The 12,452-nt window shown below is 36.5% G+C and carries 13 protein-coding genes and 2 rRNA genes (1 of these 15 running past the window's edge); 14 read left to right on the plus strand and 1 reads right to left on the minus strand.

Features of this window, described 5'->3' with window-relative positions; translation table 11 throughout:
* The 13 genes from HUW50_RS09365 to rsmI form a co-directional block, all read left to right on the plus strand.
* Window positions 1–1,268, plus strand: a 23S ribosomal RNA gene (locus HUW50_RS09365); it begins 1,663 nt to the left of the window's first position.
* Between the two features lie 80 nt (window positions 1,269–1,348).
* Window positions 1,349–1,464: ribosomal RNA gene (gene rrf / locus HUW50_RS09370) — 5S ribosomal RNA — on the plus strand.
* Between the two features lie 235 nt (window positions 1,465–1,699).
* Window positions 1,700–1,903 (plus strand): sigma factor G inhibitor Gin, encoded by a 204-nt coding sequence (locus HUW50_RS09375; protein ID WP_066333595.1) that lies wholly within the window; start codon window positions 1,700–1,702, stop codon window positions 1,901–1,903.
* Window positions 1,904–2,058: 155 nt separating this feature from the next.
* Window positions 2,059–3,507, plus strand: a complete 1,449-nt coding sequence (locus HUW50_RS09380) for an aminotransferase class I/II-fold pyridoxal phosphate-dependent enzyme (RefSeq protein ID WP_066333591.1) — start codon at window positions 2,059–2,061, stop codon at window positions 3,505–3,507.
* A 5-nt stretch (window positions 3,508–3,512) separates the two neighbouring features.
* On the plus strand, window positions 3,513–4,142 hold the full coding sequence (gene tmk, locus HUW50_RS09385) for a dTMP kinase (RefSeq protein WP_198165153.1): 630 nt from the start codon (window positions 3,513–3,515) through the stop codon (window positions 4,140–4,142).
* 82 nt (window positions 4,143–4,224) lie between these two features.
* Window positions 4,225–4,554: a cyclic-di-AMP receptor gene (locus tag HUW50_RS09390; protein WP_066333581.1), complete on the plus strand. Its 330-nt coding sequence runs from the start codon at window positions 4,225–4,227 to the stop codon at window positions 4,552–4,554.
* 71 nt (window positions 4,555–4,625) lie between these two features.
* Window positions 4,626–5,066: a YaaR family protein gene (locus tag HUW50_RS09395; protein ID WP_066333579.1), complete on the plus strand. Its 441-nt coding sequence runs from the start codon at window positions 4,626–4,628 to the stop codon at window positions 5,064–5,066.
* A gap of 16 nt (window positions 5,067–5,082) precedes the next feature.
* On the plus strand, window positions 5,083–6,075 hold the full coding sequence (holB, locus tag HUW50_RS09400) for a DNA polymerase III subunit delta' (RefSeq protein ID WP_066333574.1): 993 nt from the start codon (window positions 5,083–5,085) through the stop codon (window positions 6,073–6,075).
* A 2-nt stretch (window positions 6,076–6,077) separates the two neighbouring features.
* The gene (locus tag HUW50_RS09405; RefSeq protein ID WP_066333569.1) at window positions 6,078–6,905 is read left to right on the plus strand and encodes a competence/sporulation regulator complex protein RicT; all 828 of its coding nucleotides are present in this window, start codon (window positions 6,078–6,080) and stop codon (window positions 6,903–6,905) included.
* A gap of 13 nt (window positions 6,906–6,918) precedes the next feature.
* Complete coding sequence (gene yabA, locus HUW50_RS09410; RefSeq protein ID WP_066333566.1) at window positions 6,919–7,290, plus strand: DNA replication initiation control protein YabA; 372 nt, start codon at window positions 6,919–6,921, stop codon at window positions 7,288–7,290.
* A 102-nt stretch (window positions 7,291–7,392) separates the two neighbouring features.
* On the plus strand, window positions 7,393–8,151 hold the full coding sequence (locus HUW50_RS09415; protein WP_066333564.1) for a tRNA1(Val) (adenine(37)-N6)-methyltransferase: 759 nt from the start codon (window positions 7,393–7,395) through the stop codon (window positions 8,149–8,151).
* Window positions 8,152–8,216: 65 nt separating this feature from the next.
* Window positions 8,217–8,489: a GIY-YIG nuclease family protein gene (locus HUW50_RS09420; RefSeq protein ID WP_066333562.1), complete on the plus strand. Its 273-nt coding sequence runs from the start codon at window positions 8,217–8,219 to the stop codon at window positions 8,487–8,489.
* Between the two features lie 7 nt (window positions 8,490–8,496).
* The gene (rsmI, locus tag HUW50_RS09425) at window positions 8,497–9,378 is read left to right on the plus strand and encodes a 16S rRNA (cytidine(1402)-2'-O)-methyltransferase (RefSeq protein ID WP_066333558.1); all 882 of its coding nucleotides are present in this window, start codon (window positions 8,497–8,499) and stop codon (window positions 9,376–9,378) included.
* Between the two features lie 68 nt (window positions 9,379–9,446).
* Here the strand turns inward: rsmI and HUW50_RS09430 are convergent, their stop codons facing one another.
* Window positions 9,447–9,734: a transition state genes transcriptional regulator AbrB gene (locus HUW50_RS09430; RefSeq protein ID WP_185654051.1), complete on the minus strand. Its 288-nt coding sequence runs from the start codon at window positions 9,732–9,734 to the stop codon at window positions 9,447–9,449.
* Window positions 9,735–10,449: 715 nt separating this feature from the next.
* Between HUW50_RS09430 and metG the strand changes: the two genes are divergently transcribed.
* Window positions 10,450–12,432: a methionine--tRNA ligase gene (metG, locus tag HUW50_RS09435; protein WP_066333553.1), complete on the plus strand. Its 1,983-nt coding sequence runs from the start codon at window positions 10,450–10,452 to the stop codon at window positions 12,430–12,432.
* Window positions 12,433–12,452 lie beyond the last annotated feature (20 nt).

The following is a 12,452-nucleotide window of genomic DNA, read 5'->3' on the forward strand; positions in this document are numbered from 1 at the left end:
ACAGGTAGGCGAGGAGAGAATCCTAAGGTGAGCGAGAGAACTCTCGTTAAGGAACTCGGCAAAATGACCCCGTAACTTCGGGAGAAGGGGTGCTTTTTAGGGTGAATAGCCCGGAAAAGCCGCAGTGAATAGGCCCAGGCGACTGTTTAGCAAAAACACAGGTCTCTGCGAAGCCGCAAGGCGAAGTATAGGGGCTGACGCCTGCCCGGTGCTGGAAGGTTAAGGGGAGAGGTTAGCGTAAGCGAAGCTTTGAACCGAAGCCCCAGTAAACGGCGGCCGTAACTATAACGGTCCTAAGGTAGCGAAATTCCTTGTCGGGTAAGTTCCGACCCGCACGAAAGGCGTAACGATCTGGGCACTGTCTCAACGAGAGACTCGGTGAAATTATAGTACCTGTGAAGATGCAGGTTACCCGCGACAGGACGGAAAGACCCCGTGGAGCTTTACTGTAGCCTGATATTGAATTTTGGTACAGCTTGTACAGGATAGGTAGGAGCCTGAGAAGCCGGAGCGCTAGCTTCGGTGGAGGCGTCGGTGGGATACTACCCTGGCTGTATTGAAATTCTAACCCACAGCCCTTATCGGGCTGGGAGACAGTGTCAGGTGGGCAGTTTGACTGGGGCGGTCGCCTCCTAAAATGTAACGGAGGCGCCCAAAGGTTCCCTCAGAATGGTTGGAAATCATTCGTAGAGTGTAAAGGCACAAGGGAGCTTGACTGCGAGACCTACAAGTCGAGCAGGGACGAAAGTCGGGCTTAGTGATCCGGTGGTTCCGCATGGAAGGGCCATCGCTCAACGGATAAAAGCTACCCCGGGGATAACAGGCTTATCTCCCCCAAGAGTCCACATCGACGGGGAGGTTTGGCACCTCGATGTCGGCTCATCGCATCCTGGGGCTGTAGTCGGTCCCAAGGGTTGGGCTGTTCGCCCATTAAAGCGGTACGCGAGCTGGGTTCAGAACGTCGTGAGACAGTTCGGTCCCTATCCGTCGTGGGCGTAGGAAATTTGAGAGGAGCTGTCCTTAGTACGAGAGGACCGGGATGGACGCACCGCTGGTGTACCAGTTGTCTTGCCAAAGGCATAGCTGGGTAGCTATGTGCGGAAGGGATAAGTGCTGAAAGCATCTAAGCATGAAGCCCCCCTCAAGATGAGATTTCCCATAGCGTAAGCTAGTAAGATCCCTGAAAGATGATCAGGTTGATAGGTCTGAGGTGGAAGCGCGGTGACGTGTGGAGCTGACAGATACTAATCGATCGAGGACTTAACCTAATAAAAGCGTTAAATGAAGTGAATTGAATTGTGAATCGTTATCTAGTTTTGAAGGAACATCCCTTCAATTTCATAAATTATCTGGTAATGATGGCGAAGAGGCCACACCCGTTCCCATGCCGAACACGGAAGTTAAGCTCTTCAGCGCCGATGGTAGTTGGGGGTTTCCCCCTGTGAGAGTAGGACGTTGCCAGGTAAAAGAGAAAAAGATCAGTAGAGATACTGGTCTTTTTTATTGGTGTAAAATTGAACTACTATCCAAAGGATAGGGTGGAAATATATAAAATCAACTAAAAACGTAAAGTTTTTATTCAAGACAAACACAAAGTAAGTTATCCGTACATAAAGTAATGAAAACAAATTAATTAAATTCAAAATTGTGTATACAATGTAAGGGTTTGGGCAAACTATAAAGTATGGAGGTGGAGAAAATGAATTCTAATAGTTTACAAAGGTTTAAAGGGGAAACTTGTATAATATGTGATTTAGAAAAAATGACAGGAATTCATCTCTATACGAGTTTTATTTGTGTAGATTGTGAAAAAGAAATGACTAGTACACAAACATCTGATCCTAAATACCAATATTACTTAGAGAAATTAAGAAGGGTAAAAAACCCGCCACTATACTCATAATAAAAAAACTAAAACCTATTAAAAAGGGCTGACTTCAAATCAGTCTTTTTTATTTTTAGTCATACATAAATATTTATATTGAGACTAAGTATATACTCATCAAGTGAAGTATTGTTATAATTATTTTATATAAAATAAAGGACGCTGATATATGTATGGAAACACCCCTCTTTACAGCATTAATGAAACATACAAAGAGGAACCCTCTGTCCTTACATGTTCCTGGACATAAAAATGGGACTGTCTTTATGAATCAGGCAGAACAGGTCTATAGAGGAATTTTACCTTTCGATGTTACAGAGCTAACCGGATTGGATGATTTGCACCATCCTAAAGAAGCAATAGCAAAGGCGCAACAGCTAACGGCAACATTATACGGTGTGCAGAATACATACTTCTTAGTGAACGGATCAACGGTCGGAAACTTAGCAATGATTCTAGCTTCCAGTAGTAAAAATGATGAGGTTTTAGTCCAAAGAAATTCTCATAAATCAATCATCAATGGAATTCAATTAGCTGGTGCTAGTCCGATCTTTTTATCACCTAAAGTAGATAATGAGTATCAAGTACCTACATATGTTGAGATAGAGACTATAAAAGAGGCAATAAGACGTTATCCAAAGGCAAAAGCATTAATTTTAACAAATCCAAATTATTACGGATTAACAGTAGACTTAACTGCAATTATTCAGCTTGCTCACAAACATAGGATCCCTGTGCTAGTAGATGAGGCACATGGTGCTCATTTTATAGTAGGAAATGAATTTCCTACTTCAGCAATAGAGGCAGGTGCAGATATTGTTGTTCATTCTGCCCATAAAACATTACCAGCAATGACAATGGGTTCATTCCTTCATTTTAATAGTAAATTAATTGAAAAGGAAAAGCTTGATTTTTACTTATCTGTTCTGCAAAGCAGTAGTCCATCATATCCGATAATGGCATCATTAGATTTAGCTAGAGCATATCTTAAAAGTATTAAGGAAGATAAAAAACAGGCCGAAATTTTACAGGTAATAGAGTCTGTAAAGCAACAAATACATTCTATTGATGAAATTGTCATCGTCCGATCTGCTGATAAATTAGTGAAGACTGATCCATTAAAGGTTACAATACGCTCAACAAAAGGTTTAACAGGATTTGAACTTCAAGACTACTTTGAATCACAAAATATTTTTGCGGAACTAGCTGATCCTACTAACTTGCTGTTTATCTTACCACTCGCTAACACGATATTAAGCATAAAGGAACTAGAAAAAATAAAAGGAAAGTTTCCTAATCCCTCTCACTCTACAACTAACAGACAACTAGTCCATACTAAAATTAGTCAATCTAATAGTAATAGTATCCAATCATTAGAAAAGCCATATTCATATTTGAATGAATGTGAAAGGAAGCTGGTGGCATTTGATGAGGCAATCGGCTATTATTCAGCAGAATCGATTATTCCATATCCACCTGGAATACCATTTATTATGATTGGTGAGAAAATAACTACTACATTAATTGAGCAAATGAAGGAATTAATGAAATCTGGAGTAAGTATTCAAGGTGATCATAATATTCAACAAGGAAAAATAGCTATATTTATGAAAAGAAGGTGAGTATGTTGAAAGGGAAATTTATAACGTTTGAAGGGCCAGAAGGAGCTGGCAAAACGACGGTTTTAGAATTGTTAATGGTAGAATTACAGCAATCTGGTATTGAGGCTATTTTTACTAGAGAACCTGGAGGTATTAGCATATCAGAAAAGATTCGTGAAGTAATATTAAATAAAGAACATACAGAGATGGATTCAAGAACAGAAGCACTTTTATATGCTGCGGCTAGAAGACAGCATCTTGTTGAGAAGGTTATACCTTCAATAAACAAAGGGAAAACTGTATTTTGTGATAGATTTATCGATAGTTCCTTAGCATATCAAGGGTATGCAAGAGGGTTAGGTATTGATGAAGTTCTTTCAATAAATGAATTTGCCATTAACGGATTCATGCCTGACCTAACCTTTTATTTTAAGATTGATCCTGAAAAGGGACTTAAAAGAATTGCAAAAAGTGAGGAAAGAGAGAAGAATCGACTTGATTTAGAAGACCTTTCATTCCACAAAAAGGTTCAGGAGGGGTATGAGAAGGTTATTACCAGGTTTAAAAAGAGAATTATTGTAATCGATGCTGAGAAACCAATTGAAGAAGTAGTATCTGACGTTAGAGATGCTTTGAAAGTGCATTTTGAATTTTAATCTCTAGTTGGCATTAAATTACTATTAAACAAGCAATGAATCACATAGATGAACATGTTACAATATAAGGAGGCCTTTCATTATGAAGTTAGTTATTGTCGTTGTACAAGATCAAGATAGTAATAAACTATTGAATGCGTTGATGGAGCATAATTTCCGTGTAACAAAATTGTCTAGTTCAGGTGGATTCCTAAAGTCTGGTAATACGACATTTATGATAGGAACAGAAGATATTAGAGTTGATAAAGCCTTACAAATCATTAAGGATAATTGTAAATCGCGAGATCAACTAGTTGCACCAGTTTCACCTATGGGGGGAAATGCTGATTCCTTTATCCCATATCCTGTAGAAGTAGAGGTTGGCGGTGCAACAGTTTTTGTTCTTCCTGTGGAGCAGTTTCATCAATTTTAATGTGCTGATATAGATGGTTTCATAATCTTTTTCATAACAGATGGTGGCGAAATTACGCCATGGGGGTTTTTATGAAAATTAGTCAAGATATACGTTCAACAATGGATAAACGAGGTTTAGAGCAAAAAGCTGCACAAACAACTTCTAAAGGGTTTCAAGATTTAATTTCCAAGCAAGGGAACAAGCTTCAGATGGAACAGTTAAATAAATTGTTAGTTAATATTGAAGATGCAGGTCGTCGAGTTTCTAAATCAAGAAATTTTAGTGATCTCTCAAAATATAAATTACTGGTTAAAAAATTTATACATGAGGCTGTTGAATATGGCATGACAATGAAACAGTCAAGAAGTTGGGATTACAATGGAAATAGTCGGTCCTTAAGAATTATTGAACAGGTAGATAAATCACTTGTTGAATTAGCCGACGAAATAGTGAACAAGGAACGCTCAACAATCGATATCCTTGCAAAAATAGGTGAAGTTAAGGGATTGCTTATCAACCTATATACGTAGGGAGTGATGAATATTAATGGCGAAAAATTGGCAAGATTTAGCGTCATATCAACCGCGTGTTATTAAGCTACTAGCGAACAGTATTCAAAAGCAACGGTTAGCGCATGCCTATTTATTTGAGGGGAAAAGGGGAACAGGAAAAAAGGACATAGGAATCCTTTTAGCAAAAAGTTTCTTTTGTGAAAATCTCCAAGACTATAAGCCGTGTGAGAGTTGTAAAAATTGTAAGAGGATACAATCTGGTAACCATCCAGATGTTCATATTGTTGAGCCTGATGGTCTGTCTATAAAGAAAGGACAGATTCAAGCGTTACAAGAGGAATTTTCAAAATCAGGTGTTGAATCTAATAAAAAGCTCTATATGATCATTCACGCTGATAAAATGACGGTAAATGCTGCAAACAGTTTACTGAAGTTTTTAGAGGAACCAAATGCAAATACAATTGCAATTCTAATGACTGAGCAGTATCATAAAATCTTAAATACGATCCTATCTCGTTGCCAGCTATTATCCTTTCAACCTTTACAACCAAAATCTATCGAAGAAGCACTTATTGAATCAAGTATTACTAAGCATTTAGCAGCTCTCGTTTCACAGCTAACGAATGATACGGAAGCAGCAATTGAGATTGCACAAGATGATTGGTTTGCGCAAGGAAGATTGAAAGTGATAAAATTATATGAAATAGTCGTTAATCGAAAAGGACAGGCACCAATCTATGTTCATACAGATTGGATGAGCCACTTTAATGATAAAGATAAGCAAGAAACAGGGTTAGACTTGTTATTATATATATATAAAGATGTTTTATCGGTCCAATTAGGAAACGAGGAACAAGTCATTTATCAAGACTTGATTCAGCAATTAAAGCAGCATGCCCTTCAAATGACACAAAGAAGTGTGACTGAGAAGATTACTTCTATTTTAGAGGCTAAAAAAAGGCTTCATGCCAATGTAAATCCACAATTATTGATGGAAAAATTGGTTTTAACATTGCAGGAGGGATAAGTTTGTATGATGTTGTAGGTGTTCGTTTCAAAAAGGCGGGCAAAATATATTATTTCGACCCTAATGGTCTTCATATAGAGGATGACGACTTTGTAATTGTAGAAACAATTCGAGGTATTGAATACGGTAAAGTCGTATTAAATAATAAAAGAGTTGAGGAGAATGACGTAGTACTCCCCTTAAAAAAAGTCATCCGACTTGCAGATAATAAAGACAGACTGATGGTTCAGGAAAATCAAGATGCGGCAGAAGAAGCTTATCATGTGTGTCAAAAGAAGGTTTCTGAACATGGTTTAGATATGAAGTTAGTCGATGTCGAGTATACATTCGATCGTAATAAAGTGATTTTTTATTTCACAGCAGATGGTCGCGTTGACTTTCGTGAGCTTGTCAAAGATTTGGCGGCTATTTTTAAAACACGAATCGAGCTTAGACAAATTGGCGTTCGAGATGAAGCAAAAATGTTAGGTGGAATAGGACCTTGTGGCCGCATGTTATGTTGTTCTACATTTTTAGGTGATTTTGAGCCTGTTTCGATTAAAATGGCTAAAGACCAAAACTTGTCTTTAAATCCAACAAAAATTTCTGGCTTATGTGGTCGTTTAATGTGCTGTTTAAAGTATGAAAACGATGAGTATGAGGCTGCCAAAGAACTATTACCAGATTTAGGCGAAATGATTGGTACTCCGAATGGACTAGGTAAGGTTATTGGCCTAAATATATTAGAGAAAATTATACAGGTAAATCTAGTAGAACAGGAACGCGTGGTAGAATACACTTGGGATGAATTGCAGAAAGAAGGCGTAGTTCCAATGCAATCCACAGATTGATGAGGTGGAACAAGTGGATAAAAAAGAGATATTTGAATCTATAAACAGCATGGAACAACAAATAGGATCTTTATACACTCAATTGGGTGAGTTGAAGCAATATCTAGGTGAACTCATTGAAGAAAATCACCATTTAATAATTGAAAATGAGAACTTACGCCGAAGATTAGATTCAACATTAATTAACTCAACTAGTGTTAAAACAAAGGAAAAAAAGTCAAAGGAAAAGCAGCAAACGAAACAAAATCAAATTGATATAGGTGAAGGGTATGATAACTTAGCGAGATTGTACCAAGAAGGCTTCCATATTTGTAATTTACATTATGGCAGTATTCGTAAAGATGGAGATTGTTTATTTTGCTTATCATTCCTAAATAAGAAGTAATGCGGCTGACTCATGATGGTTTGCCCTCTAGAAGAACCATGGAGGGACAAAACCCTTTGATATGTGTCAGTCTTTTTTTCTTTTAAAAGGAGTCATACAATTATGGTGAAATTAATAGGTGATGAGAGATTAGATTATTTATTGGCAGAGGATCTGAGGATTATTCAGAGTTCAACAGTCTTTTCTTTTTCTTTAGATGCAGTTTTACTCTCTAGGTTTACCTATATGCCCATTCAAAAAGGGAATATTATTGATTTGTGTACAGGGAATGGGATTATTCCATTAATACTAAGTACAAGAACAAAGGGTAAAGTAATTGGAGTGGAGATTCAGGAAAGACTGTATGATATGGCAGTAAGAAGTATTGCTTATAATAAACTAGAACATCAGTTAGAAATGATTCATGGTGATCTTAAAGAAATGCCGAAGGAGCTAGGGTTTGGAAAGTTTGATGTTGTCACGTGTAATCCTCCTTATTTTGCTACTCCTCAGAAGGATAAACAAAATTTAAATGAGCATCTTGCAATTGCTAGGCATGAGATTCTTTGTACGTTAGAAGATGTTATTAGAGTTAGTAGTCAGCTTGTGAAGCAAGGTGGAAAGATTGCACTTGTACATCGACCAGGTAGGCTTGTTGATATTGTAGAATTAATGAGAAAATATGGAGTTGAACCAAAACGGATTCAATTTGTTTACCCTAGAATAGGGAAAGATGCAAATACATTGTTAATCGAAGGGATCAAGGGTGGGAATTCAGATTTAAAAATGATGGCCCCTATATTTGTTTATAATGGAGAAAATGAATATACAAATGAGATCCGGAAGATATTATATGGAGATAAAGAGGACGGTACTAGCTAATTAACGTGCGACATAATCACATTTAGATGCTAAATGCTAGCGTGGAAAAGCTATAAGGAGTTTATATGGAACAAACAAATCATTATTTTTATGTACTTGAATGTAGTGATGGAAGTTACTATGCAGGATATACCGTTGATATAAACGAAAGATTAAAAAAACACAATAATGGTAAAGGTGCTAAATATACAAGAGGAAGAACTCCGGTTAAGTTATTGTATTCAGAAGAATTTAAAACAAAGAGTGAAGCTTTAAAAATGGAAATATCCTTTAAAAAGCTACCAAGAAAGGCTAAAGAACAATACATAAGCAGTGAAACATCTGATATAGAAGGGTGAAGGGGACATGCTAAAAAGGCAAAAAAGCTTTCATAATGGAGAGAAGGAAATAGGAGATTTATATTTAGTTCCCACTCCAATAGGAAATTTAGAGGATATGACATTCCGTGCAATAAAAATTCTCAAAGAAGTCGATTTAATTGCAGCTGAAGACACTCGCCAATCGAGAAAATTATGTAATTATTTTGAAATAGAAACATCAATTTTTAGTTACCATGAGCATAATAAGGAGACAAGCGGTAACAGAGTGCTAGAATTGTTACAGCAAAAGAAGAATATTGCTCTTATTAGTGATGCAGGAATGCCAACAATATCTGATCCGGGTAGTGAATTAGTTAAACAAGTACTTGCTTTAGGGGGGAGTGTTATCCCTCTACCTGGTGCAAACGCGGCATTAACAGCATTAATTGCCTCAGGAATTAGTCCACAGCCCTTTTACTTTTTTGGCTTTTTAGATCGTCAAAAAAAAGAAAAGAAAAATCAGCTTGAATCTTTACGAGGAAGGGTTGAAACAATAATCCTTTATGAATCTCCACATCGATTAAAAGAAACGTTACAGCTGATGAAAGAGTATCTAGGAAATCGCTCGATTTGTTTATCAAGAGAATTAACAAAGAAATTTGAAGAATTTATACGAGGAAATATTGATGAGATAATTAAGTGGTCTGAAGAAAATGAGATCCGTGGGGAATTTTGTATAATAGTTGAAGGAACGGATGAAGATGAGATTTCAACTGCTGAGAATACGTGGTGGAGTGAATTAACCATAATGGATCATGTGGAACATTACATTCAGCAAGATGTGCCTTCTAAAGAGGCAATTAAACGAGTATCAATTGAAAGAGGAATCCAAAAAAGAGAAGTTTATCAAGCATATCATATTGATTAAATACATTAATGAAAAAGAGGGATCTGATTACTCAAAATATGAGTATCAGATCCCTCTTTTTTTACTAATTACTTTTGAACTAGTTGATTTTGAATTTCTGCTAAAATTTGTTCTGCACCTTCACGGCTAAGTACTAACTTACCATTAGCTAATGCAAGATTGTCGTCAGAAACTTCTCCAGTAACTTGACAAGTCATGTTTGGCTTATATTTTTTAAGAATGATTTTTTCATCATCCACATAAATTTCTAAAGCATCCTTTTCAGCAATACCTAATGTGCGTCGTAGTTCGATCGGAATAACCACACGACCTAACTCATCAACTTTACGTACGATACCTGTAGATTTCATAATGATAAATCTCCTCTCAATTTTGACATTCTCTATGTTTTTAAATTAAACTTCGTCAATATTCGACAAAAACTGATTTGCTTTTTAAGCATATCAGTGTTTCCAATAATCGTCAATCATTTTATTTATTTTTCCATGTAAAAAAATAGGTGGAGGTTTTTAATCCTTGTAGATATAAGGTTTCATCGGATATATACCCTCAAAATATGGAATATAAACCTAAAAATGTAATTTTATTAGTACTAAATAACTTTATATTTTTCTATGAAGCTTTCGACATGATTCACCGAATTTTCGACAAATCTACTATATATATGTCGAAATGGATGTCGAATTGTAGAAATCAAAAATCTTTATGTATATATATTTGATATTAGGGGCCAAGATGGTATCATAAAGAGTATGAAATGATCAAGGGTGGATAGTTTAGTAATGCTAGGTCACTATTTAATTTGATCCATTTGAATATTAGTTTTTTCATAACGCTCTCGTCCTTAGGGGCGAGAGCGTTTTTTGAAAAGAAAAGCCAAGTATAAGGTTATAGACAAAGTTTTAGTGACTAGCTCCAGCGCTAAAGCAGAAGTGAACTTCACACTCCTTAACGCATAGTCAACATCGAACGTTCTTACTCTTCGTGTTTCTTTTATCTCATAGGAGTGCACTTAGTTCATACGTCGCTAAACATGCGCTTGCGCTTTTCGAATATTGAGGAGGTTACATAATGGAGAATAGTCAAAAAACATTTTATATTACTACTCCAATTTATTATCCAAGTGGAAAGCTACATATTGGACATGCCTATACTACAGTAGCTGGGGATGCAATGGCTCGGTATAAACGGATGCGTGGATATGATGTCATGTATTTAACTGGTACTGATGAACATGGTCAAAAAATTCAACGTAAAGCTGAGGAAAGCAATGTTACTCCGCAACAATATGTTGATAATATTGTTTCAGGTATTGAAAACTTATGGGGTAAGATGGATATTTCTTATGATGATTTTATAAGAACAACACAAGACCGACATAAGGTAGTTGTAGAGAGAATTTTTACACAGCTTGTTGAACAAGGCGATATTTATTTAGATGAATATGAAGGCTGGTACTCTGTACCAGATGAAACCTATTATACAGAGCTTCAACTTGTAGATCCTATAAAAGAGAATGGAAAAATAGTTGGTGGGAAAAGTCCTGATAGTGGTCACCCTGTTGAATTAGTAAAAGAAGAATCCTATTTCTTTAAAATGGGGAAATATGTTGATCGTCTTTTAGCTTACTATGAAGAAAATCCTGAATTTATCCAGCCAGAATCACGAAAAAATGAAATGATTAATAATTTTATTAAGCCAGGTCTTGAGGATTTAGCTGTTTCACGGACAACATTTGATTGGGGAGTAAAAGTCCCAGGAGATCCAAAGCATGTAATTTATGTTTGGATTGATGCACTTTCTAACTATATCACAGCACTAGGATTCGGGACTGATCATGATGAGAAATATAAAAAGTATTGGCCTGCAGATGTTCATATTGTAGGAAAGGAAATCGTTCGTTTCCACACTATATATTGGCCAATTATGTTAATGGCTTTAGATTTACCTCTACCTAAGAAGGTATTTGCACATGGCTGGCTTTTAATGAAGGATGGCAAAATGTCAAAATCAAAAGGCAATGTTGTTGACCCAGTCACATTAATTGATAAATATGGGTTAGATGCACTGCGTTATTATTTACTTAGAGAGGTTCCCTTCGGTTCAGATGGTGTCTTTACACCAGAAGGCTTTATTGACCGTGTGAATTATGACCTAGCAAATGACTTAGGAAATTTATTAAATCGAACTGTAGCAATGATTGATAAATACTTTGATGGACAAGTACCTGAGTATAATGGTAGCCAAACGGAATTTGATGAGCAACTTGTGGCAGTTTCACAAAATACTGTGAAAAAGTACGAGGATGCTATGGATAAAATGGAATTTTCAATCGCACTTTCTTCTTTGTGGCAATTCATTAGCAGAACAAACAAATATATTGATGAGACACAGCCATGGGTGTTAGCAAAAGAAGAAGCTAATCGTGACAAATTAGCATCAGTTATGGTCCATTTGGCAGAATCATTACGTATTACGGCTGTATTATTAAAACCATTTCTAACTGTAACACCAAATCATATTTTTAATCAGTTAGGGATTGAGGATGAAAGCCTAAAAGCATGGGATAGTATTACAAGCTTTGGTCAAATTAATAAAACACAGGTGAATAAACAAGCGCCAATTTTCCCACGCTTAGAAGTTGAGGAAGAAGTCCAATATATTAAAGAACAAATGAAGGGATCTGCCCCTGTACAAGAAGAGAAGCAGGTAGAAGTGCCATCAATAGAAGAAGAGATTACAATCGATGATTTTATGAAGGTTGATCTACGTGTAGCAGAGGTGATCCATGCAGAGCAAGTTAAAAAAGCAGACCGTCTATTGAAAATCCAGTTAGACTTGGGTTACGAAAAAAGACAGGTAGTTTCTGGAATTGCAAAATTTTATAAACCTGAAGAATTAATCGGGAAGAAAGTCATTTGTGTAGTTAATCTTAAACCAGTAAAACTTCGCGGTGAGCTTTCCCAAGGGATGATTTTAGCAGGTTCACAGGATGATGTCCTGTCAGTTGCAACGGTTGATGCTAGTTTACCTAATGGTTCAAGAGTAAAATAACAACATAAAAAAGGGGTGTT

Source organism: Metabacillus sp. KUDC1714 (genome assembly GCF_014217835.1).
In the GTDB taxonomy this organism is placed as follows: Bacteria; Bacillota; Bacilli; order Bacillales; family Bacillaceae; genus Metabacillus; species Metabacillus rhizosphaerae.